General features: G+C 68.1%; 18 protein-coding genes and 6 pseudogenes. 8 read left to right on the forward strand and 16 right to left on the reverse strand.

The window, feature by feature from the left end; genetic code table 11:
• Nucleotides 1-1,381 precede the first annotated feature (1,381 nt).
• From OHA98_RS42445 to OHA98_RS42455, 3 genes are all read right to left on the reverse strand, one after another.
• Complete coding sequence (locus OHA98_RS42445; RefSeq protein WP_266933764.1) at nt 1,382-1,678, reverse strand: hypothetical protein; 297 nt, start codon at nt 1,676-1,678, stop codon at nt 1,382-1,384.
• A gap of 652 nt (nt 1,679-2,330) precedes the next feature.
• On the reverse strand, nt 2,331-2,507 hold the full coding sequence (locus tag OHA98_RS42450) for a hypothetical protein (RefSeq protein ID WP_266933766.1): 177 nt from the start codon (nt 2,505-2,507) through the stop codon (nt 2,331-2,333).
• Between the two features lie 185 nt (nt 2,508-2,692).
• A complete protein-coding gene (locus OHA98_RS42455; RefSeq protein WP_266933768.1) occupies nt 2,693-2,989 on the reverse strand; it encodes a hypothetical protein in 297 nt (98 codons plus the stop codon).
• A 1,588-nt stretch (nt 2,990-4,577) separates the two neighbouring features.
• Here OHA98_RS42455 and OHA98_RS42460 point away from each other — a divergent pair.
• Nucleotides 4,578-7,061 carry a DEAD/DEAH box helicase gene (locus tag OHA98_RS42460; protein ID WP_266933792.1) on the forward strand — a complete coding sequence of 828 codons (2,484 nt, stop codon included), beginning with the start codon at nt 4,578-4,580 and terminating at the stop codon, nt 7,059-7,061.
• A gap of 239 nt (nt 7,062-7,300) precedes the next feature.
• A pseudogene (locus OHA98_RS42465) lies at nt 7,301-7,942 on the forward strand (class I SAM-dependent methyltransferase); the annotation flags it as partial.
• A gap of 131 nt (nt 7,943-8,073) precedes the next feature.
• Here OHA98_RS42465 and OHA98_RS42470 read toward each other — a convergent pair.
• Nucleotides 8,074-9,720: an MFS transporter gene (locus tag OHA98_RS42470; RefSeq protein WP_266933769.1), complete on the reverse strand. Its 1,647-nt coding sequence runs from the start codon at nt 9,718-9,720 to the stop codon at nt 8,074-8,076.
• A 135-nt stretch (nt 9,721-9,855) separates the two neighbouring features.
• On the opposite strand from OHA98_RS42470, the gene OHA98_RS42475 reads away from it, so the two are divergent.
• A complete protein-coding gene (locus OHA98_RS42475; protein ID WP_266933771.1) occupies nt 9,856-10,512 on the forward strand; it encodes a TetR/AcrR family transcriptional regulator in 657 nt (218 codons plus the stop codon).
• A gap of 45 nt (nt 10,513-10,557) precedes the next feature.
• Here OHA98_RS42475 and OHA98_RS42480 read toward each other — a convergent pair whose 3' ends face one another.
• The 4 genes and pseudogenes from OHA98_RS42480 to OHA98_RS42495 form a co-directional block, all read right to left on the reverse strand.
• The gene (locus OHA98_RS42480) at nt 10,558-11,694 is read right to left on the reverse strand and encodes a class I SAM-dependent methyltransferase (protein ID WP_266933773.1); all 1,137 of its coding nucleotides are present in this window, start codon (nt 11,692-11,694) and stop codon (nt 10,558-10,560) included.
• 456 nt (nt 11,695-12,150) lie between these two features.
• On the reverse strand, nt 12,151-12,501 hold the full coding sequence (locus tag OHA98_RS42485) for a hypothetical protein (protein WP_266933775.1): 351 nt from the start codon (nt 12,499-12,501) through the stop codon (nt 12,151-12,153).
• A gap of 549 nt (nt 12,502-13,050) precedes the next feature.
• Nucleotides 13,051-13,754 (reverse strand): annotated as a pseudogene (locus OHA98_RS42490) (restriction endonuclease).
• Nucleotides 13,755-13,769: 15 nt separating this feature from the next.
• A pseudogene (locus OHA98_RS42495) lies at nt 13,770-13,974 on the reverse strand (hypothetical protein).
• 513 nt (nt 13,975-14,487) lie between these two features.
• Here OHA98_RS42495 and OHA98_RS42500 point away from each other — a divergent pair.
• Complete coding sequence (locus OHA98_RS42500; protein ID WP_266933777.1) at nt 14,488-14,868, forward strand: peptidase inhibitor family I36 protein; 381 nt, start codon at nt 14,488-14,490, stop codon at nt 14,866-14,868.
• A 742-nt stretch (nt 14,869-15,610) separates the two neighbouring features.
• Here OHA98_RS42500 and OHA98_RS42505 read toward each other — a convergent pair.
• The 7 genes and pseudogenes from OHA98_RS42505 to OHA98_RS42535 form a co-directional block, all read right to left on the reverse strand.
• Complete coding sequence (locus tag OHA98_RS42505) at nt 15,611-16,528, reverse strand: abortive infection family protein (protein ID WP_266933778.1); 918 nt, start codon at nt 16,526-16,528, stop codon at nt 15,611-15,613.
• A 117-nt stretch (nt 16,529-16,645) separates the two neighbouring features.
• A pseudogene (locus OHA98_RS42510) lies at nt 16,646-17,160 on the reverse strand (AAA family ATPase).
• The gene (locus OHA98_RS42515; protein WP_266933780.1) at nt 17,157-17,969 is read right to left on the reverse strand and encodes a DUF6042 family protein; all 813 of its coding nucleotides are present in this window, start codon (nt 17,967-17,969) and stop codon (nt 17,157-17,159) included. Before OHA98_RS42515 ends, OHA98_RS42510 begins: the two are co-directional and overlap by 4 nt.
• 45 nt (nt 17,970-18,014) lie before the next feature.
• The gene (locus tag OHA98_RS42520; protein ID WP_266933782.1) at nt 18,015-18,542 is read right to left on the reverse strand and encodes a hypothetical protein; all 528 of its coding nucleotides are present in this window, start codon (nt 18,540-18,542) and stop codon (nt 18,015-18,017) included.
• Nucleotides 18,543-18,637: 95 nt separating this feature from the next.
• The gene (locus OHA98_RS42525) at nt 18,638-18,823 is read right to left on the reverse strand and encodes a hypothetical protein (RefSeq protein WP_266933783.1); all 186 of its coding nucleotides are present in this window, start codon (nt 18,821-18,823) and stop codon (nt 18,638-18,640) included.
• Nucleotides 18,820-19,812 carry an HEXXH motif-containing putative peptide modification protein gene (locus OHA98_RS42530; RefSeq protein ID WP_266933784.1) on the reverse strand — a complete coding sequence of 331 codons (993 nt, stop codon included), beginning with the start codon at nt 19,810-19,812 and terminating at the stop codon, nt 18,820-18,822. Before OHA98_RS42530 ends, OHA98_RS42525 begins: the two co-directional genes overlap by 4 nt.
• A 105-nt stretch (nt 19,813-19,917) precedes the next feature.
• Entirely contained in the window at nt 19,918-20,256 is a 339-nt protein-coding gene (locus tag OHA98_RS42535) for a hypothetical protein (protein WP_266933785.1), read from the reverse strand.
• Here OHA98_RS42535 and OHA98_RS42540 point away from each other — a divergent pair.
• From OHA98_RS42540 to OHA98_RS42555, 4 genes and pseudogenes are all read left to right on the forward strand, one after another.
• Nucleotides 20,249-21,853, forward strand: a complete 1,605-nt coding sequence (locus tag OHA98_RS42540; RefSeq protein ID WP_266933787.1) for a hypothetical protein — start codon at nt 20,249-20,251, stop codon at nt 21,851-21,853. The two genes, OHA98_RS42535 and OHA98_RS42540, sit on opposite strands and share 8 nt — an antisense overlap.
• Complete coding sequence (locus OHA98_RS42545; protein WP_266933788.1) at nt 21,853-22,251, forward strand: hypothetical protein; 399 nt, start codon at nt 21,853-21,855, stop codon at nt 22,249-22,251. Before OHA98_RS42540 ends, OHA98_RS42545 begins: the two co-directional genes overlap by 1 nt.
• A 57-nt stretch (nt 22,252-22,308) precedes the next feature.
• Nucleotides 22,309-22,473, forward strand: a pseudogene (locus tag OHA98_RS42550) (site-specific integrase); the annotation flags it as partial.
• A gap of 34 nt (nt 22,474-22,507) precedes the next feature.
• Complete coding sequence (locus tag OHA98_RS42555; RefSeq protein WP_266933790.1) at nt 22,508-22,738, forward strand: Tn3 family transposase; 231 nt, start codon at nt 22,508-22,510, stop codon at nt 22,736-22,738.
• Nucleotides 22,739-22,820: 82 nt separating this feature from the next.
• On the opposite strand, the pseudogene OHA98_RS42560 reads toward OHA98_RS42555, so the two are convergent.
• Nucleotides 22,821-23,019 (reverse strand): annotated as a pseudogene (locus OHA98_RS42560) (MFS transporter); the annotation flags it as partial.

The following is a 23,019-nucleotide window of genomic DNA, read 5'->3' on the forward strand; positions in this document are numbered from 1 at the left end:
TGTCGGCTTTCGGGATGGTGATGAACCTGCTCACGCGCCTTCCGCAGGCACTGCCCCAGGTTGAGCTCATCGGCGGACCTTCTTCAAAAAATCTACCTGCAGAACATCCACGCTTCGCCCGTCGAGCGGAGGCACAGCGGCTGCTCACCGGCATGATGATCAATGGATTCCCGGCCGTTGATCATCGCCGGTCGCGCCCCGAGCAGGGCAACCACCGGCGGTGTTCTGTGGATGCGCTGGAAGCCGACAGCGGCAGTCGCCTTCCGGTTCGTACTGCCGGCCTGCTACCCTCGACAGGGCACGCCCGGGTCGGGTGCTCGTGCAACCAGCAGCGGCAGTTCGGAACTGCGGTCCTCGGCGCCGGCCTCACGGGTTCTCGGCTCGACCAGCGGGCCGAGGCGAAGTTGCCCTGCTCGGTCCGGATGAGACACGCGGCGAAGGCTTCATCGCCCCGCCGAAGCCCGCCAGGCCGCTGCCGGGTCGTGGATCGCGCACCATCGCCGGGATGGGGTCGTCGCCGCCATCGCCGCCGGCGCGGCCGGGTCGCCGCGCCGACCAAGAGCGGCGGCCGCCGTTCTCGACGCCGGCCCCGTCGAGCATGGACCCCGGACAGACTGTTCAAACCTCGTCAGCACAGTGGCGGATCCGCGGGAATCCGCGAGGCCACCGCGTCCGGCAGCCACACTTGCTTTATCGGCTGGCACGCCGAGCGGCCAGGCGATAACGCAGCAGTCGCGGCAGCCAGGCCACGGGAGGCCTTGGCGATACGGCGAATCAAGCAGGGACGGTCTGGAACCGATGTCCAGGATCCATTCCCCCAACCGAGGGCGCCGTACCGGAGAAGCTGTACTGGCGAATTCCGCGGGTCCAGGGCAGCACGGAATCGAGCTGGTCGGCTCCCCTCGAGGCGCCGCGAGTCGCCCATCACTTCCGCGGTCGATAGGGAGTCAGGCGACACCAAGGTCGTCGATCATAATCGGTTCATTGCTGTTCGCGGTGACCGATCCGGATCATCCGGTACCGTCGCAAGCTTGAAAAGAAAGACGCTCGCTCGATTGAGCCCCGGAGACCACGTCGATCCATTCGAGAGGTCCATAAAACGCACGGCTATCCACCAGGCGGGATCACCGTACTTCGTCCATTCGCCCCCGCACGGAAAACTGCTCGACGCATTGACTACGATTTTCGCCGGATCAAATGCCGCGGAGGGCCGCCGCTGACTTCACGCGCACACCTGCGCCAGGACCAGGCCGGGCCTTCCCGCCCCGACCCACACACACAGCACCGGGGTCATACGACCAGGCGACGCCCGTCTTCAGATCGACTGCCCGTTCCACCGGTTCAACGACGCGGCACATCGCCCGGAATGCGCTTCTCCACTTCATCCCGGAGTCCGCCTGGCGCCGTTCCTGGCATCGGCATGTCGGGTTTCTTCGCCGGACACCGTGCCTCTGGCCGTCGAACTCGACAAGGTTTCCTCGCGCCTGGACGGGCCGTTCGCGCCCTCCGCCGACGCTCGAGCGCGGCGACACTCCTCGCCGAACACCTCGCAGTCCACGGTCTCCGCCGGGGTGGCCGTCGCGGTGCGGGTGTGACCAGAGCCGGCCAGGTAGCGCTGCTCGGCGGCGAGCCGGTCCTGTCCCGCCGGGCGGCCACCGCCTGCGGACACCGTCTTCACCCTCCACTCCCCGAGCTCTTCCTCGGGCGTCTACGCAGCGAAGTGGCGCTGCCAGTCCACCGGCCGTTCCGCCAACGCACCGGGTCTTTCCTCGAGGCCGCGTTAATACCGTCCGATGGGCCGGTTCACGGAGGGTCACCGGAGGCCAGCGATCCGGTACGCCGAGAAGCACGGGCGCAACCTGTTCTCCTTCCCATGCCCGCCGGCATCGAGTTCCTCCATCCGCCGAAATATGTCCCGGCCGCATCGCCCTGCGCGGGTCCGACAGCCAACGCCCCCAGCGGAAACCCGCTGCCGTCGTCGCCCGCAGGCCCCGCCCTTCACTCCGTGCCGTCACCGGTCTCGCCCTCGATGCGGTTGGCCGCGGCTGCGCGAATCGCCCTCCCGTTCCCCGGCACGCGACGGCCGCCCGGTGCCCGGCCCGCCAGTTCGCATCGCTCAGGCTCGATCAGGTTGTACTTCACCCAGCCGGGCGACCAGGACGGGGTCGCGGGTGTGCCCCGAACCGCAGCAACACCTCTCTTCTTCCGCGTCTTCCTCGGGTGCCTCCGCCGTCCTTGACGACGCCGGGGCGGTGCGGCGGATGTCTTCCTGCGGAATGGCGAGCAGTTCCACAGCGCTATCAAGGAGCCCGCAGCCCGGGAAGCAGCCTTTAAGCGGAGGCCGATACGATCCGGAATAGGGCGTGCCTGCCGGCGTTTCGTCTGGGCTCGAGAATACCGGCAACGATCGGCGTCGCCAGTTTGTTCTGACCGGGTTTCGGACCGCAGTCGCCGCCGATGGCCTGGACAACATCCACCGCCATTGCCTTCGGATCGATGAGTGCCACGCCGTCCACGCTCCAGGACGTCGACTGCCCTCACCCAGAACCCGGCAGTTCGACATGACCGCCCGCCCGGCCCGCGCCCCGAACGCCCGCAGCTCATCGGCTACGCATCTCCGCCTGGTGCTCCCGGACAGCCGCCCCGTCCACCACGGTGCCGCTTCGGGACCGGCCGCGTGGAGCCGGGCTGATCAGCGACCTTCGGAGTTCCGGCGCGTGCTGCCGATGGTGCGGTGGTGGAAGGTGATGCACCGCCGAAGCCGGTGCTCGCTCATCGTTGCCAGTGAGCGCTGGCTGTTCCAGCGCACCGTACTCCGCGGCGCGCGCTCCTCGATCCGTTCCTCCCCGTACAGCCGCTCGGTAGCGCCAACTGCCGCTCGTCCCGCGGCTGAGTACGACGATCTGATGCCGGCCAGCAGGCCCCGGGTGATGGCGTCCGACGAAGACGTGGCGGGCAGCACGGCGCGACGACCCTCATCGTCCGCCACGGCGCAGGCCATTTCGTCGGGCAGCCGGTCGAGGCCGCCGGGCCCGCCTCCGCGCCCAGCGCCGCGGCAGGCGCTCCATCCAGATCCGCGAGTCGCCGGCGACATGCAGCCGGCGCGTCGCGGGGATCTGCCCCTGGTCGTGGACGGCCGCCCACCTTCCCCAGCGATCCACTGCCTTGCCGACACCGTGCCCCGCCACGTCCGACGGCGCTGCGCATCGGACACGGCCGGCAGGGCGTGCACGCGAAGGCCGTCGCAGCGCCCGCGGTGCAGCATTGCGCGGCACGCGGGGCGCTGTTGGTCGACGCGTCGTCGTCCAGCGAGCACACCGCCACCATCGGCCCCGACCGCCCGACAGCCCTTCACTCCGCCTGAGCCAGCAGTCCCAGCTGTCGGCACGAGGACGTTGCGCACCGGCAGCGGCAGCGATCCGTCAAAGGTACGGGCCTACCTGAACCACGACGGTCACCGACCGCTTCTCCGGATGCGGGCGAAGCGCGATTCCATCGGCCATGAGCGTCCCCGGTCCAGAAGGTGGTGGATGTCCGCTGCGCGACCTCCAGCGCATCACATGATGCACGCCCTCGCGACGGTGATGCATCACTAGCGGGCGACAGCTGGCCTGTTCCGGCCCGTCCGGACTGGCACTGCGCTACCTGACGACAGGAGCGCACACGGACTCAATCAGCTGGGACGGTCGGAATGGTGGCCCGTCACCCTGCTCGCCGGCATTTCCACCCCGGCACTGCGTCCACGCTCGCGCTGTCGTCGGGATCTTACCCGGTCAGCCGCATGACTGACGGTCACCCCATCCTGTCGCCAGCGCCGGCGCAGCCGGAAGGGTGGAGCGCGCCGACATTCGCTCGCAGCGAAGCGAGCGCGCACCTGCGCTGAGCGAAGCGGAAACACACTCCGCGAAGCGGGAACCAAGAAAACGCGAAGCGTTTTCAAAGGCGTGAAACGCCGCCAGAACTCGCGAAGCGAATTCAGTCTCTTGCACAGCGCGCAGCGCTGTGTGTCTGCCCGCGTGCGTCGGTACCACAGCGCTGCGCGCTGTGCAAGAGACTGAATTCGCTTCGCGAATTCTGGCGGCGTTTCACGCCTTTGAAAAACGCTTCGCGTTTTTCTTGGTTCCCGCTTCGCGGGAATGGTGTTTCCGCTTCGCTCCAACACTGGGGTGCGCCCTTCGCTTCGCTGCGGGCGGGGGTGTCCGCTCCGCTCCCACCCTTCCGGCTGCGCCGGGCAGCAACAGGATGGGGTGACCGTGCATCATGCGGCTGACCGGGTAGGATCCCGAACAAACAGTCACCACCGGTGGGGCCGAGCGTGGGTGACGCAGTGCCAGGGTGGAAGTGCCGGCGGGGCGGGGTGACGGGCCACCATTCCGCCCTTCCCGACCCATGATTGAGGGTCCGTGTGCACTTTTCCCTGTCAGGAGAGTAGCACGGTGCCAGTCACGGACGGGCCGGAACGGGCCAACTGTCGCCCGTAGTGATGCATCACCGTCGCGAGGGGCGTGCATCATGTGATGCACTGGGTAGCATCACGAGCGAACATCCACCACCTTCTGAGACCGGAGACGTCTTTCATGGCCGATGGAATCACGCTTCGCCCGCATCAGGCGGAAGCGGTCGAAGCAATTGTCTCGGGGCTGGAAATCCGGCCTGGCCAGCGCATTCCTGAAAAGGGAATGCGTGGTCAGGTGCACGCCGCGTGCGGTACAGGGAAAACCTTTATCGCTGCCGGTGCGGCCCAGCGAATTTCCCCGCACGGCCGTGTGCTTGTCCTCGTGCCGACGCTGGAACTGCTGGCTCAGACGGTGCGGGAGTGGAGGGCTTTCGGGCGGTCGGGGCCGATGGTGGCGGTGTGCTCGCTGGAGGACGACCCACGTCTGTACGACCTGCGGGTGCCGTCGACCACGAGTGCCCCGCAGCTGGCTCTGCACTACGGCAGCGGGCCTGTGACGGCCTTCGCGACGTACGCCTCCCTGCCGGTGCTGATCGAGGCTCACGAAGGCTCCTACGGCCTTCCGATGGACGTGTGGGACCTGGTGGCAGTCGACGAAGCCCACAGAACCAGTGGATCGCTGGGGAAGGCGTGGGCGGCCGTCCACGACCAGGAGCAGATCCCCGCGATGCGCCGGCTGTATCTGACGGCGACTCCGCGGATCTGGATGGAGCGCCCGCCGCGGCGCTGGGCGCGGGAGGCGGGCCCGGCGGCCCTCGACCGGCTGCCCGAGGAAATGGCCTGCTCCATGGCGGACGAGAAGATCTTCGGGCCGGTGCTGTGGGCCATGTCCCTGTCGGACGCCATCACCCGGGGCCTGCTGGCCCGGTATCAGATCGTCGTGGTCGAGCTGCGGGACGAGCGGCTGACACTGGAGCGGCTGTACGGGGAGGAACGGAACGAGGAGCACGTACGCGGGGAGCGCCTGGCGGTGCTCCAGGCCGCGCTCCTGGAAACGATGAGCGAGCACCGGCTTCAGCGGTGCATCACCTTCCACCACCGCACCATCGAGGCACGCGCCTTCTCCGAGGGACTGGGGCGGATCGCGGCCCGGCTCCACGCGGCCGATCCCGAGCGGCACCCGGGGCAGGTGTGGACGGGGTGGCTGTCCGGGGAGCACCAGGCGGAGATGCGTGCTGATGAGCTGCGGGCGTTCGGGGCGCGGGCCGGGCGGGCGGTCATGTCGAACTGCCGGGTTCTGGGTGAGGGCGTCGACGTCCCGAGCGTGGACAGCGTGGCACTCATCGATCCGAAGGGGTCGGCGGTGGATATTGTCCAGGCCATCGGGCGGGCACTGCGTCAGAAACCCGGTCAGAACAAACTGGCGACGCTGATCGTGCCGGTATTCCTCGGAATGGACGAAACGCCGGAAGACATGCCCTATTCCGGATCGTATCGGCCTTTGCTAAAGGTTCTTTCCGGGCTGCGGGCTCATGATGAGCGTGCTGTGGAAATGCTCGCCATTCCGCAGGAAGACATCCACCGTACCGCCCCGGCGTCGTCATGGATCGGTGAGGCACCCGAGGAAGACGCGGAAGAAGAGAGGGTGTTGCTGCGGTTCGGGGCACACCGCGACCCCGTCCTGGTCGCCCGGCTGGTGAAGTACAACCTGATCGAGCCCGAGCACGCGAACTGGCGGGCCGGACACCGGGCGGCCGTCGCGTACCGGGAACGGGAGGGCGACCTCGCGGTGCCGTACAACCACATCGAGGGCGAGACCGGTGACGGCACGGGTGAGGGCGAGGACAGGAGCGACGACGGCAGCGGGTTTCCGTTGGGGCGTTGGCTGTCGGACCAGCGCAGGGCGATGCGGGCCGGGACGCTGCTGCCGGAGCGGGCGGCGGACCTGGAGGAACTCGACGTCGTCTGGGACCCGGCGGACGCGGCATGGGAGGAGAACTTGGGTGCCGCCCGTGCCTACTTCGCGGCGTACGGGACGCTGGCCGCTCCGGTGACCGCGGCGATGATGGACCGGCCCATCGGACAGTGGCTGGCCAACGCCCGGAAGAAGAGCGGCCTCGGGAAAGACCCGGTCCGGGCGGAGCGGCGGGCGGAGCTGCTCGCCGGGATCGATCCGGACTGGCGGCCGGACTGGCCGGTGGACTGGCAGCGCCACTACGCCGCCCTGGCAAGCCTCGTGACGCCCGGGAAGGAGCTCGGGGAAGTGGAGGCCGGGGCGGTTGTCCACGGGATGGACGTGGGGCGGTGGCTGGCCGCCCAACGGCAGGACTGGGACCGGCTCGCCACCGGGCAGCGCGAGCGCCTGGCCGAGCTCGGGGTCACACCCGCACCACGGCCGGCCACCCCGGCCCGGAAGGCCCGGCAGGGACGTGGAGCTGCAACGGGTGGTGCGTTCGGGCGGGGTGTCGCCGCGCTCGCTCAGTACGTCGAGCGGGAGGGGCACGAACGGCCCGTCCCGAGGAAGCACGAAGAGCCTGTCGAGTTCGACGGCCAGGAGCACGTGGTGAAGCTCGGTGTGTTCATCAGCAACACCAAAACCCGACGCCACCGACTCACCCAGGAACAGCGCCAGGCCCTCGCCGGACTCGGGATGGAATGGGCGTGACACCGGGCGTGGCCGGTCGTTGAACCGGTAGGACAGACGTCACGTCATGTCGCAGAGAGACCCCGGGCGTCGCCGCCCGGGGTCTCGTGCTGTTGGTGCTGTGTGTGGGTCAGGCGGGCTGGAGGCCGGCGGTCACGAGGCTGCGGATCATCTGTGCGCGTGAGGTGCCCTCAGCGGCGGCCCGTGCGTCCGCACGTCCTTGGCGGCGGTCTTGATCCGGCGAAAATCGTAGTCAATGCGTCGAAGCAGTCACTTTCCGTGCGAAGAAGCTTGACGAATGGACCTTGGAATTTCTGAAGGGCCACCCGGATGCAGTGGTCTTGCACCTGGCGTGTGGACTGGATAGCCGTGCATTCCGCCTGGACACACCATCTGATGTCGAATGGATCGACGTAGATGTCCCGGAAGTCGTCGAGCTGCGAAGCCGGCTGTACCAGAAACGCGACGGATACCGGATGATCGGGACATCGGTCACCGCAGACGGCTGGCTGGACTCGGTGCCTGCCGATCGACCGACACTAGTTGTCGCCGAAGGTCTGACTCCCTATCTCGGGGAGGCCGACGGAGAGGTGATGCTGAGGCGACTCACTCAGCGCCTATCGAGGGGAGCCATTATGTTCGATGCTGTACTCCCCTGGACCCTCAGGTTCGCCAAGTACTCACAGCTTCTCCGAGCTACCGGCGCCACATTCAGTTGGGGAATAGGGGATCCCCGGTCACTGGAGCATCGAGTTCCAGGGCTGCGCTTCCTGGAGCAGTGGTCCCTGCTTGATTCGCCATATCTCGCCAAGGCACGCCCCCTCGAACGAGCCGTGGGTACTGCCATGCGAGGCGTTCCCCAACTGCGCTACGCGCACCGACTGCTGCGTTATCACTTCTGAAAAGGCCGCTTCAGCTGTTGTGCTCTGATCGCTGGGAAGGGTGTGGCTGCCGGACGCTGTTGGCGTCCGGCAGCCACACCCTGAGGGCTCAGGAATGCATGTTCCTCGGATTCCCTAAAAACACGGATCCGCTAAGCATCCCTTATTGCTGACGAGGTTTTAGACAAGTCCGTATCCGAGGGGTCCATGAACGAGGATGGCGTCAAGGCTGGCTCGGCGGCCGCACCCTTCTTGGTCAGCACGGCGACTCCGGCCGCGACCAGCGCAACGATGGCAGCGACGGTGAAGGCCAGCCCCATCCCCGAAATGAACGATGAGTGCACCACGTCCGCGACCGTGTCAGCGGCTTGGCCTGACGAGAACTTCGATGGCGGGACGACACCAACCTTCGCCGCGTCTTCCCATGCCGCCATCTCATCCGGACCGAGCTTAGGCAACTTCGCCTCAGCCCACTGGTCGGGCAGGACGCTGCTCACCCGTGAGGCCATGAGGACGCCGAGGACCGCAGTTCCGAGACTGCCGCCTACCTGCATCGCGGACTGCTGCAAACCGCCCGCGACGCCGGCCAGTTCGGCCGGGGCGTTACTCACGATGACATCCGTCGTGCCCACCATCACGGGGGCGAGGCCGAGGCCGAGCAGTACGAACCAGAGAGAGGCGATACCCATACCGCTGTCGGCTTCCAGCGTCGACATCCCCCACAAGGACACCGCGGTAAGGATCATGCCCACCATCAGGGGGAGGCGCGGTCCGAAGCGATTGATCAGCACCCCGGAGACCGGGGCTCCGATGATCATCATGCCGGTGAGCGGCAACAGGTGCACTCCGCTCTCGACAGGGCTCAAGCCGTGGATGTTCTGCAGGTAGAAGGTGACGAAGAAGAGTCCGCCGATGAACGAGAACGCCATCAGCACCATAAGGACAGTGCCTGCGGAGAGCGGCAGTGAACGGAACATGCTCAGCGGCACCAGTGGTTCGTTCGCTCGACTCTCACGCCATCCGAAGCCGACGAAGGCGAGCACGGCGGCGGCCAGAAACCCGAGCGTCCGAACGTCGCCCCACCCCCAGTCCGGTGCCTTGATGAGACCCCAGACCAAGCAGAACATCGCTCCCGAGAGGAGCACGACGCCGGGCACGTCGAAGGATTTGGGGGCCCTCCCTGCGCGCGCATCCTTCAGGATGACCACACCGAGAACGAGTGCTGCAAGACCGACCGGCACGTTGATAAAGAAGACCGCTTCCCAGCTGACGTGCTGGACCAGTAGGCCGCCGACAATCGGGCCTGCGGCGGTGGAGGCACCGACGACGCCGCTCCAGATACCGATCGCCATGTTGAGCTTGTCGGGCGGGAACGTCACGCGCAGCAGTCCGAGTGCCGCCGGCTGCATCAGCGCGCCGAACAGCCCCTGGAGGACGCGGAAGGCGACGATGGCGGTGACGCTTGTAGACAGCCCGATCACCGCCGAGGTGACGGCGAAACCGGCTACGCCAACAAGGAAGGTTTGGCGGTGTCCGAACCGGTCGCCCAGCTTGCCGGCAGTGATCAGCGATACCGCCAGCGCCAGCAGGTACCCATTGGTGATCCACTGCACGTCGGCCAGAGAGGCATGGAGATCCTGCTGAATCGCGGGGTTCGCGATGGCAACGATCGTGCTGTCCAAAGCCACCATCATGACGCCTACGGCGACCGCGAGGAGGCTCAGCCAAGGACGTCCGCGCGGCCCAGGAGCATGGGAGTACGTGACTCCCGACGGCGCGTCGTGCGCTGCCGCACTCATTCAACGCCCTCCTGAGACTTCAGGCATACCAGGCAGATGTATAACGACGAGAACATGCGCCGAAGGTAGCAGCAGTGACTGACACTTGACAATCAGTCCCATAAGTCAGTGACTGGCGGGCGGTAGAGTGCGCTTGTGGACTCCCTCGAACCCAATATCAGCACTGGCCTGCGCCAGCGAAAACTCCGCCGCACTCGTGAGCAACTGATCAGTCAGGCTCTGGAGTTGTTCCTCTCGCAGGGCTACGAGCACACGACCGTGGATCAGATCACCGAGACGGTCGAAGTTCACTCGCGTACCTTCTTCCGCCACTTCGCCAGCAAGGAAGAGGTGGCTCTCACCCCCATCAGCAGCATCGACGAGGCGTTCCTCACGGCCCTGGAGGCCCGCCCGGAACACGAGAACCCGCTGCAGGCCATGAGCGGTTCCTTCCGCGCGGTCTTGGACCGCGTACGCGAAGGTGAACTGGATGGCGTGGACGGTGCCCTGCACATGGCGATGATGCGGTTGGTGGAACGTACTCCCGAGCTCCTCGCCGAGTACCTGCGCCGCAGCGAGGAGATGGAGAAGCGGCTGACGAGGATCATCGCAGCGCGCGAGGGAGTCGACTTGGCCGATGACATCCGTCCACAACTCATCGTGGCCGTGTTCAAGGCGGTCGGCCGAGTCATCAGCCGTGCCTGGTACCTGCGATCCGAAGGCGAACTGCAGGCGATCTCGCTGGCCTTCGAATCTGCTCTTGACGTGCTACACCCGGAGTTGTTCGGTGATTGGCCGCGCCAGGAAGCCTGACCAGCCCGGCCTTAGAGGCGGGCCAGGTTTCCTGCACCTGTGCGTTCAGCGCGAGCCCTGGCCCGCCGCCAGGCGCCACAGCGAAGTCACCTCCGCCTTGCGCGCGGCGTGCAGCGGGTCGGCGGGGTCGTGAGCACGGGGGTGATTCGGCCGCACGTCAAGGCGCCCGGCGACTCTCAGTCCGGCTCTGTCGAACTGCTCGAGCAACTCGGTCCGAGAGCGGAGCCCGAGGTGCTCGGCGAGGTCGGACAGGATGAGCCATCCTTCACCGCCAGGCTCGAGGTGTGCGTCAAGACCGTCGATGAAGCCCCGGAGCATCCGGCTGGCCGGGTCGTAAACGGCATGCTCGAGCGATGTCCGGGCCCGGCCTGGAAGCCACGGAGGGTTGCAGACGATCAGCGACGCCCGACTGGCGGGGAACAAATCGGCTTGCTGAACATCGACGATGTCGGACAGGCCCAAGCGCGTGACGTTCTCCCGCGCGCAGGCAAGAGCACGCGGGTCCTGGTCCGTCGCCACCACCCGCTTGACACCACGGTGGGCCAGTACGGCAGCGAGCACGCCGGTACCAGTACCGATGTCGAAGGCCGTACCCCGTGACAGAAGCGGTGCTTCAGCCACCAGCTCGACATACTCACCCCGCACGGGGGAGAACACGCCGTAGTGCGGTGTGATCGATCCGCCGAGCGCAGGTATATGGAGCCCCTTCTTGCGCCATTCGCCAGCACCGATCACCCCCTGTAACTCGCGCAGGGACACCACATAAGGCTCACCGCTCGGCCCGTACGCCTGCTCACAGGCCAGCCGCACGTCCGGGGCCCGGCGCAGGGGAATAACGTGTCCCGCTTCGAAGGGCAGGAGCAGCATGCCGAGGATCCGCGCGCGCTTCGACTGTGCCTGACGGTGTAGATGGAACGTGTGGGAGGGCGATTTCCCAGGCTGCGGGGCCTTCCGGTCGACGCGCCGCGCCATCGCCTGCAGCAGTTGACGGGCATTGTGGAAGTCACCGCGCCATAACAGCGAGGTTCCTTCGCAAGCCAGGCGGAAGGCCGTGTCCGCGTTCATTCCGTCGTCGGCGACCACAACCCGCTTCGGCGGCGGTGCATTGCTCTCCGACCGCCACCGGGCACAGTGCTCATCTTCTGGACTCTCGAACCACTGAATGGTCTGTTGTGCGCTCACGTCCCCATCATCCCGTGTGACGGACAGCCTGATCGCCGGCTCTTCTTCGTGTCTCCGCTTGACAGGCGGGCCACAGTGAAAGATCCCTTGTACGAACCAGAGGGGAAAGTGCGCCAGATTCTGGTCGCGGAGACGGGGGTCGCAGTTGATCCCCGCTCTCCTCATGCTCTCCTGACCAAGGTTAGTACATTCGGCGGTTACCGATATCCAACGCTACCGTCATCGACTGGTGGCGAGGATGTCGCCGCGGTCACCCTCAAGGCCACGTTGGCGCCCATCGCCCGCCCGCTGTGGGCGGGTTCCTCCCACGCACCCCGCCCGGGCACCGCCGACACCCGGTGCTGCCCGCATGGAGCGGAAGAACCGCACCAAGAGGCACACGGCGAACGCGCCATCACGCTGGAGGCCCCCCGGGCGACCCTGTCCAACAGCTCCCGATGCCAGTCCCGCCCGCACTCACCACTTACTGGTGAGCTCCTCGAGGGGATCCCCTGCGTGTGTCCGGTTGACCCTGTCCGAGGCCGCGATGGCATCCGTGATCCAGGCCTGGGCGCGCAGGGTGCTGCCGAGATGCGTGGCAACGGCGGCGGTGATGTCCTTGAGCCGGGCGTCGTGGTTGAAGACATCAAAAACGAACCCGGCGAGCGGTCCGAAGTTTCCGTCCCGGGCCTCTTTGACAGCGCAGGACATGTTCGAGCGTATGCGGTAGATACCCGCGGCTTCCTCGAGCCCGTGCCAGAACTGGGCATCATCATGCCCGGGAAGGTCGTTGAGGAGGGCGGCGAGCTGCTGCTCGTCGTCAGTCACGGTCGGCTCCTTCAGGTAGACGTCTTGCTGTTCAGCGTGTGCGGGGCATGGTCATCCGGTCTTGCCCTTCGTCATCCGGTCTTGCCGTTCTTGGTCTCGGTGCGGTCGTGCATCTTGCCCAGGAGGTCGCCGAGGACGGAGAGGGATTCGGAGTCGGCTGGCCGATCTGGTCCATGACAGTGAGGGCCTGGAGGGCAGGAGCGATCTGCTGAGTCAGGGCGAGAGCGTCAGAAGCTCGGCGGCGTACATGACCTGTCCGTGCTCGGGGCCGTCCAGGTCCGTCAGGTCCCGCGGTTCCGGGTGGGGTGCTGCCGGAAGTGGACGTTCATGTGGAACGGGGTGTTGTAGAGCTTGCCGGCACGGAACCAGTGCATGAAGCCGGCGGTTTTGAAGGAGTCCTCGTAGTGGTCGCCGTCCTTGACGGGGGCGGGGTCGTGGTCCAGCGGTCCAGGCGCCGCCGAAGTACAGCCAGGGGGCCTGGACTCTGCTGCTTGTTGTCGGGCATGTGGTTTCCGTTCGTGGTGCTGGTCGGGCGGGTTGCGGGCGTCTTCAGGAGAGGGCGGTCGGCCTGCGGGGCGGCGGGACGGCGCGCAGCAGTTCCCCCAGTGGGCGTGAGCCGGCCGCCCACGCGGTGTGAGGGTGTGGCGGTCGACGACATGGAGCCGCGGTTGCCCAGCGAAGGTGATGGCCGGGCCGGTGACGCGGCCGTTCGTCACGATGACTGCGAAGTCGGCGCCGTGGACCTGGAGGTCCGGCGTGCCGACGCCGGACCCTGCGAGGCCGGCGGCACGGTGTTTGCACTGGATGACCCAGTGGCGGCCGTAGGGGTCGGTGGCCTTGACGTCGGCGCCGTTGTCCCCGACTCCTCCGACCTGGACCGCGTCGGTGCAGCCGTCGCGGAACATCAGATCGCGCACCGCGTGCTCGAACTCACGGTGGTGCAGCCGGTCCAGGTGCTCCACCGGGTAGCGCAGCGCCCGGGCGGCCCTCTGGCGGAGCTGTGCGGTGCGGCGCCCGTGCCACAGCACTCCCCCGGCGGCTGCGGCGGCCAGGACGACGGGCACGATCCACGGGCTCGCGGCGATCCAGACGAGCAGCCGCCCGGCAGCCCACAGGCCGGCGGCCGCGAACAGCAGGACCTGCGCGCCGCGTTGCTGCCGCTGCCTGCGGGAACGGGTAGTCCGGCGCCGAACGGGGCGGTGTGAGGGCCTTCGTGGGGTGGGGCGGCGGCGTGGCGGGCGGCGGGTGGCCATCAGGTGCTCCGGGAATCAGCGGCTGGAGTCGGAGACGCCGGAAACGAGCCAGGAATTCCAGGATCCCCTCGCCCACCGGGGTCGGGGCGATGACCACGCCCAGTGCGAGCACGATGACGACGGTGAACTTCTCATCGGTCCGGCTGCGGGCCTGCGTACGCCGTCGGAGCCGGAAGACGACGATGACGGCGAGCAGCAGCCCCAGATTGATCGTCAGCATCCCAGCCCCGCCCCCGGTCGTACGCCCACATCTGAGCCCAACCGGTACAGGGCGGGCTGCTCAACCCTCTGTGTATCCCGGATCCCCCACCCGCACCGTCCCGTTAACGGACGATGACGCAAAGTAACCTGTTGGCCGAAATGATCAGGGCCGGCACCCGGGCGGCACCCGACTGCCCGAGAGGCTCGACCTGCTGCCCAACCAGACGATTCAAAGGTGCTGGAGACCCCGGTGCCGGGCCACCTCGTGGGTGACAACCGGCGGGACAGCCAGCCCCCTTGGGCACCGACTGGCACGCCGGACAGCGACGCCGCGCACCGCTGTTCAGCAGGTACTGCTGGCGGCCCGCCGGGTGAGCAGGCATACAGGCGGGCGGAGGCGCGAGACGGAGGCGCGAGACGGCAACCCAAAGCAATTCCGCCACGTTCCGTTGCGCGCCTATCACCCATAGCGACAGGTCGTTAGATTCCCCGGGCGTGACCAACCAGCCCCCGCCTTGAGAGGACAACAAAGATGCACCGTACCCTCGTATCGGCCCTGACCACTTGTTTCGCCGCCGCCCTGACCCTCGCCGGCACCGCCTCCAGCGCCATCGCCGCGCCTGCGCCCGCCGGTACCGCCGACTGTCCGAGCGGCTATCTGTGCGTGTGGGACCAGATCAACTACCAGGGCAACATGTACAAGTTCTCCGGCTCGAACTCCTCATGGGCCGCCTGGGCCATCAACAACCACGACTCGTCCTGGTACAACCACGGCACCTCCGGACTGAACGCCTGCGTGTGGCGGTACGAGGGGTACCTGGGCAGCGTCAAGGTCATCAGGCCCGGCACGTCCTCCCCGAGCGACTCAGGCCACGCCCACTTGGGCAGCTCCAACAGCTGGGGCAACTGTTAGGCCCGCGGGCCGACCCCTTGTCAGGTCGGCCCGAGGGGGCGCCTGGTTCAAGACCGGGCGCCCCCGCCGTACAGCACGGACAGCCCTTGAGAATCCCCCTGACCGATCGCGACGGGGCCGTGGGCGGTGGTCAGATCCGCCAGGACCGGATGCGGTCCGCGGCGACCAGTCGCAAGGCCGGTTGTGGCTGCGGACGTGGCTGTGCGAGCGCGGGCGTTGCGTGTTCGGCTCGGCCCGAGACGCTAGCTGGTCTTCGCTGCGGCAGCGCTGACCGGGAGGCCGGGCACCGGTAGACGGGCGACACGTCGCCGCCCGGCGGCTGCCCGCAGAAGCTGACCGGTACGCCGGAGGGCGTACCGGTCAGCTTCTGGATGGGCGGCAGATGGAAGAGGTCGAGCCGGTCGCGGATCGCCCGTGGCTGCGCCTGCTGGTCTCCGGGGTGTTGGTCGTCGGGCCGCTTTGACGAAGACCCGTCGGCCGCTGGCCAGGCGGACCGCGGCGGCGAGCTGGTGGCCGAAGCCGCCCGCGGGGGTGACGGTGTCAGTGACGGGTGCGCCCAGGGCGTCTTCGAGGCGGGCGCGGAGCGGGGTGGGGACGTCGGTCCATTGCAGGCGGCCGCTGGTGGGAGGCACAAGCATGGGAGCAGCTCTCAAGGTTCAGGAAGCGGGGGCGGGTGACGACACTGAGCCGCTGCGGTGCCACAGGTCGCTGCTTCCTTTCTGGGGCGCGGGCTCGCCCGCGTTCATGTCGAGGTCGTGAGTGTGTTGTTCGCAGGCGGAGGCCCTACGGTGGCGTGGCGCCAGGGGGCTTCAGGGTCGGCGAGGGTGTCGAGCATCAGCTCGCACCAGGTGGAGGCGGTGCCGACGGCGAAGCGGGCGTGCCGGGGTCCGAGCCCGGTCGGGGCGGCCAGCCGCCCGTGGCCGGTTCCGTACCGGTTGCGTAGTTCCGCGACGCCTATGGCAGCGGAGGACAGGGCTCCCAGGATCTTTTTGATGCTGTTGGCGTTGTCCGGGCTGGTGCCGTGGCGTGCGGGAGGCAGTGCCGCAGGGTGGAGGTGGAGTGCTTGCTGCGCCTGCTTGATCAGGGCGGGCAGGTCCTGGCGTTCGTCTACCGGGAGGTTCCGCTTGAGGAGTACGAGCTTGGCGGTTGCCTCGATGAGCTGCTTGGCGGCTCCGATGGCGTCGTCGGGGTACTCGGCCCCGAACCTGCGGACCCGCTCCAGTTCGGCGTGGATACCCGATGCCTCCGTCAGGGCGTCGACGTGGATGGTCAGGTGGGCAACGCGCGCCGTGTGCAGGCGCAGCTCGTCGTCCAGGCGGCAGCCGTCGCGCGCGAACGCCTCCCGCAGTTCCGTCACCGTGTCGGCAGGCAGGCCGTCTTCGCCGTACTTGCGGTTCTCCCGGTCAAGGCGGCGCAGCATGCTCTCGAACACCCGCAGGGCCCGGGTCACGTGGTCTGCGTCGGTCCAGTCGACGGAGGCGGCGTAGGCGTCGAAGAGCTGCTTGCGGACGCCGCCCTCGCCCTGTGTGACGTCGGGGTGTTGCGTGAAGTGCTCGTTCTCCCAGTACTCAGCGATCGCCCCTGCCGCGAGAGTGCTCATCAGTGCCCGGACGGCGTTGCGGGCGGTCCGGGAGAGCAGTTCACGATCGGGGCTGGCCATAGGGGCAGATTACGGGGCTGGTGTACGGGACACCCTGGATTTTTGCCTTCTTCACCTGTGCTGGCGTCGACTGCGGCCGCCCTTGACTGACCGCTGCACGAGCGGCGCGTCACCTGGTCAGCGGTCGATGGGGAGGACCCGGTCCAGACCGGTTTCGCGCATGATCTGCCTGATGGAGTCGTCCAGACTGTTGCCCGCGCTGATGACCGTCTCGGAGGCATCGGGCAGCAAGTCCTTCTCGGCATCGGCCTTCGTGGCGTGCCGGAGCAGCGTCTGCGCGTACGGCACGTCGAGGTAGTAGCAGCGCGAAACGCCTTGGTGGGCACGCACCAGATCCCGGAGCATCCCGCCGTAGCGGTCGGCATACAGGATGCCTTCGACGACGACGTGGAAACCGTGGTCCAGTGCGTAGCGGGCGGTCAGGTCGATCAGGCCGATGTTGGTGGCGCCGGGCCGGTCGCGTTCGCGTAGCACGGTGCGGCGGAGATTGTCCTGGGCGACGATGGCGAGGTTGCGCCCGAACTTCTCGCGCAGGCCGGCTGCGATGGAGGACTTACCGGAGGCGCTGTTGCCGCGACCACGATCAGGCGGGTGTCCGGTGTTCCCACCGTGCCCGGCGGGGCCTGCGTCACGTGTCGTCGCCCGCGAAGCTCACCTCCATGCGGTTCTCGTGGAAGTGCTCCCAGTCCATGACCAGGCGGAAACGGCGGTGGGCCTCCAGGCGCTCCGCGTCGGCCGGCTCCTGGCCGCGCTGCACGCGGGCGTCGCCATCCTCCACGAGCTCCGCGACCGCGATGCGGACGTCCTCGGCGGGCAGGCCGGTGGCGGCCGCCAGGCGGTCCAGGGATGTAAGGAGCTCCTGCGGTTCACCCAGATCGTCGACCAGGTGGTTGATAAGGGTATTGACGAGCGGGCCGGTGCGCAGCTTCCAGCGGATCTTGTCCAGCCGCTGGGTGAGTTCGGCGTCCAGGGGCAGCAGGTCGCCGGGGAGCGGGAGGGCTGCGGACATCGACCACCGGGTGCCGTCCGGTGTTTCCTCACGGCGGGCCATGCCCCATGTCAGGTAGAGCTCGGACAGGTCCCGCACGGTGGTGGGCACAGGGTAGCCAGCGGCCGAGAGCATGGTGCCGAACTGCTCCCAGCGGGCCGCCTCGCACGCCTCGCGGCCTTCCGGCGCTTCGTCGTAGTCCCACTCCTCGTCCGGCCACGAGAAGGTGAGCGCGCCGTCGAGGTCGCCGCCGATCATGTCCCAGTGGCCGTCGAAGAGCTCCTGCACCAGGTCGTCCAGCGAGCCGGTGAAGCCGGGCTGGCACGCGGTCCCGATCAGCATGGTCAGGGGGAAGCCCTGGCGGGGCAGGACGTGGTCCCAGCCCGAGACGAACCAGTCGTTGTGCATCGCCAGGTCCCGGCGCGGGCCGGGCACCGTTGAGTTGTCAGTCATCCGCAGCTCTTCCTCCAAAACGGTCCAACGCTCGCAGCGTACGCACTACGCCGCGGCACTCCTGCACGGCCGTCCCACCCAGGCCTGATGCTCCGGGGCGACGTGTAGCTGCTCGCGGAGGCGTCCGCGCAGGACACCGACGCGCGTGCGGCCCTCCAGGACCTGCAGTCCGCTGTCCGGCGGGTCCAGCAGGCTTCGATCGAGGAGGAGCGGCGCTCGCAGCCACGTCCCGTGTTCTGCCCAGTACCGGCCGATCTGCGGGGGCCGGACCTTGACCCAGTGCACCGGATTTTCAGCGAAGTGCTCAACACAGCCGGCGTCGGACTCGCCTGTCGGCATGGTGCAGAAGTCCCCGGCCGGGATCGGCTCCAGCTGCCAGGTGACGTTGCACAGCTCGAGGTCGCTGTAGTCGGCCAAGAAGTGGGCACCGTGGTCGAAGAGGAACTGCTCTACGACGTCGTCTGGCCACTGCAGCGGGGCCAGTTCCGGGTCGGCGCTGAACTGGGCGTAGGTGTAGCTGAAGCCGCTGGCCTGGCGTCGGGCGAACAGTGGGCTGAGGTCGCTGAACTTCATGCCGTCAGATGTACAGGTAGTTCCGGGCTTTGTTCCCCCGCTCCCCATCTCGTGTACCAGGCCCTGGAGGTCAGAGAGCACGAGGTGGGTGCCGCTCATCGAGTGCCCTCCGCGTCGTCCTGGTCGTGGTCGCCGGTAGTGGCGTCCAAGGCATGGGCGGCGAGGAAGCGGGCGTAGCCGCGGATGGCGCGCTCCAACAGCGCCGGGGAGGGTCGGCCGAAGTCGGGCGGCTGAAGGCCGGGGCCTTGGGGTGCGGGGACGGCGGGTGGGGGTGCGTTCATGAGCACCGTCGCCGTTGCTGGGGAGCGGAGCTCCAGGTGCGGGGCGGCTGGGCGGAGCCGAGCGGGTCCTCGAAGCTGAGGATGGCGTGCGGTTCACAGTTTGAGGGCTCTGCGTGAACGGCGCGGAGCCGCGCTCGCAGCGTGGGGTCGGTGACCAGGGTGAGCGCGCGGGTGTGGTCTGCGGCTGTGGTGGCGAGAAGGTCACGCTGCTGTTCCAGGTAGGCGGTCAGGAAGTCGTGGGTGGGTCCGTTGGTGTCCGGGAGGATGCGGGCGGTGTAGATCATGGTGAGGGGGAAGGCCCAGCAGGCGTGGAGGAAGCCGAAGGCCGGGCGCCTCGTCTTCCTCCACGGGGAGTAGAACTCCGTCTTTTCGCTGATCTTGCAGGCGGTGGCGGTCAGGGCATCGTTGAGCCAGTTGTGGCCGGCCTCGTGGATGAGGTCGCGGCCCAGTACGGCGGGGTCGCCGACGTGGTCGCAGAAGACGGTGCCGGGAAGCCTGGTGATGGACCAGCTGATGAGGGTGTCGCCCAGGTTCTTGCGCCGCAGGAGGCAGGCGACGACGGCGTGGTCGGCCAGGAGGTCGGCGAACCCGGCCCGGGCGCCCATGGCGTACGCGGTGGCGGCCAGTTCCTGTTGTTCCCCCGGGGCGGCGGCGGTGTCGGGGCCCAGGAGGTAGTAGGGGGTCTCCGAGAGTGGGGAGCGGAGCATGCCGTCCGGGTCCGGGGCGACCACGATGCGCGGCCCGACGACGGTGGGCGTGGTCAGCGCCGACGCGTTGGCGTCGGGGTGGGCGCGGTACCAGTCGAAGGTGGCGGTGTCCTTGGCGCGCGCGGCGGTTTCGGCGCCTTCGAGGGCGTGGTGGGCCAGGCAGTAGATGGTGGCCGTACTGCGCGCGGGGGCGCTGCCGGCCTGGAGGACGGTGTGGATCTGGCTGGTTCGGTCCCGGTGCAGGTCCTGGACCGGGGCGAGGGCGAAGTCGATGGCGGGCATGAGCACGAGAGGTCCTTCCGACGGGGCTGGGCCTGGGGCCGGACCCGGCGGGTCCGGCCCCAGGCGGTGCTCACCGGCAGTTCACCGCCGGCGCGGTGGTGCCGCTCAGGCGTGGCTGCCCATGGCGGGCTCGGCCGCCTCGGTGGTCGTCCAGCCCTCGGCGGAGATGCTGGAGGTGTGGGCGGTGGCGCGGACGGTCTCGTCCTCGCCGCGCAGCTCGCCGACGGCGTTGAGGAACTCGTTGATCCGGTAGCGCGGCCGGCTTGCCGAGGAGCCCAAGGTCACGCGGCACGGACCGACCACCCTGACCCGCTCCGCCGAGCTGGACGAGAAGGTCGGGAAGTGGCTGGCCGATCCCGCCCATACGGTCCCGGTCCACGCGAACAGCTGGAACCGGGCCGAGGCCGGGGCGCCCGTCTGGACCACCCTGAGCCAGTTGATCACGGACGGGGCCAGTGCCTGCCTCTTCGGCCGCGGAAACCACGTCAACGGCCGCCAGCAAGCCCGCCGGGACATGGTCTTGGAGGCCAGCGCCGAAGGAAAAGTACAGCCGATCGCGGGACGTGACGGGATCACGGCGACGAGCGGGCAGATCTACGTCCCGCGCTCGCGTCGCCCCCAGGGACGCACGGTCAGGGAACTCGACCAGGTGCTGGCCGACTGGCTAGCCGTTTCCGGCAACCGGGTCCCGGTCCGGGCCCGGGACGACGCCGCCGGCGCTGCGGGCACCCCCGTCTATGGCATCCTCGCCCGGCACGTCTTCCAGCGGGGCAAAGCTGATCTCTTCGCGCACTCGGCCACCGGTCTCCGGCGTCGGGCGATGGTTGCCGAGGCGGTCGCCGCGGGCCGGGTGACCCCCGTCACCGGCGAGGCACCTCATCGCTACCTCACGATCGACTGTCCCGGATTCGCCCTGGTCACTGGCCCGGACGGCGAACCGAAGCCCTGGCGGACGACCATTACCCGCCGCGAGCTCGGTGACGAACTGAGGATGATCAGAGCCGCCTGCTACACATTCGTCGCGGGACTGAGTCTGATGCGGGACAGTGAGGTTCAGGAGATCGAACGCGGGGCTCTGACCACCTACTTCGGGTCGCCTGCCATCGTCTCCCGCAAGATCAAACGCGACCCCTCCCAGCCCGAGCTGTTCTGGTGGGTCATCGAGCCGGTCGCCGAAGCCCTCGCCGTCGCCGAGCGGCTGTCCTGGCACACGTCCCACCTCTTCGCGACCCTGCGGCCGCCGACCGGCAAGCAGCTGGTCGGGCGCCGGGGCATCGAGGCCGCCGACGACATCGACTTCTTCATCGAGCACGTCAACGCGGACCGCGACCGCACCGGGCTCCCAGAGATCCCCCTCGCGCACGTCCGTCCGCACATGTTCCGGAGAACCATGTCGATCATCACCAGCCGTGAACCGGACTCCGAGATCGCCCTTGGACTGCAGCTGAAACACGCCGCCCGGCGGGCCCTCGCGAACCGCACCACCATGGACTACGGGCAGATGGATGCGAAATGGGCCAAGGAGTTCGACCACGAGCTGGAGTGGGCGGCCGCCCGCAAGCTGGTCGACCTGCTCAAGGCCCGCCGCGACGGCGAAGCCGTCGCGGTCGGCCCCGGCGCCGTCCGCTTCCATGCCCGGCTGGACAACGTCATCGACACTCTGGCCACCGACACGCACCTGCGGGCCCAGGTCGCTGACGAACGGGCCCAAGTCGCCCTGCTTCACGCCGAGTTTCCCGACCTTCACCTGGGCACTCTCAATCACTGCATGTGGGACGCGGGACAGGCCGAGTGCCAGAACAGCCTGCCCCCCGATCAGCGAGGCTCCGCCCCGCTGATCGGGGCCTGCAAGCCGGCCCGCTGCCGCAACTCCACTGTCACCAGCGCACACGCGCCGATCTGGCTCGCCGAGGAAGAAGACCTGATCGCGATGTCCAAGGACCGCCGCCTAGCCTCGCCCCGCCGTGAAGCCGTGCTGATCGAAATCGCCGACGTCCAGCGGATCACCCGCGCGTTCAAGGACCAGAAGGGCAGCCACTGATGCCGGTCTCCGCCGCGACGGCCACCAAGCTGCAGGAGGCCATGCAGCGGCTTCTCGCAGGTGAGCCCATCCGCACCGACGGGGCACTGACCAAGGAGAATCTGGCCCGCGAGGCCGGGGTCAGCCACGCGACCGTCCACCGGGCCGAGAACATCCTCGCCGAGTGGCATGCCAAGGTCCCACGCCAAGTCCTTCGAACCCCGGGCGAAGTCCGCCGAGACGAAGACATCGATGACCTCCGTCGGCAGCTCCGCGAAGCGAAACAGCAGATCACAGAGTTGAACGGAAAGCTCGACGCCCTCGCCACCGTCACCGCGAACCTCTACCACGAGAACCTTGCCCTGCGACGCAAACAAGGACAGAACCCGCGCATCGCAGTCCTCCCGGACGCCGACTGAACACCACGGCCCCCGGCCGCGATTTCAACTACTCCGGCCAAGGGCCTGTGCCTTCCGCAGCACTCCGGTCTGACTCACCTCGGTGAGGCCGGGGCGAGCCTCCTCGTGCTGATGGCGAAGTCGCGGCACAAGAAACCGGAGAACGTACGCCGCTACTTCAAGCCGTCCCCGCAGGTGACCGCCGAACTTACGAGCTTGCTCACGCCGGGCGACAACAGCAGGTGGTCGTCGGATCTCGAGATCGGCGGTGCGCATTGTGAGGCCTTTCGCGTGGTGCCCTTACGCGGCGATGCTGGAGGTCGGCCGCGCTCAGAAGACCATCTTCGTCGCCCGCTACCTGCGGTTGCGCGACCTCCAGCGGGAGATCGAGGAGGGCCTGAACGTCATGGAGTCCTCCAACGGCGCCAACTCACCCGCCCGACCTTGCTGCGGTCAAGCTTCCGGGTCCCCGAGTTGCGACGGAAGCCGCCGACCAGCGGTCATCTGAGCGTGCGTGAAGCGTGGGCGAGGTCAGAAGGAGCGGTGGGAAGGAGAAGGAAGCCAGATGGTCCACCTCCCTCCCGTAGACGTCATGTCGCTGCGTTCGCGCTGTCTGGTGAGGCGTCTTCCTTGGAATGCGGCTTCAGGGCGCCCCGCCCCCGCGTACGGTCTATCTCGCGCCATTCCGGCCGCAGTCCGGCCAGATTCGTGGTGAGGAAGTACGCGGCGCCGCAGGCGAGCAGCACCGGCACGAGTCCTGCAGCGGTCACCGCCGCCCCTGCGAGCAGC

The sequence above is a fragment of the Streptomyces sp. NBC_00654 genome (genome assembly GCF_026341775.1).
In the GTDB taxonomy this organism is placed as follows: Bacteria; Actinomycetota; Actinomycetes; order Streptomycetales; family Streptomycetaceae; genus Streptomyces.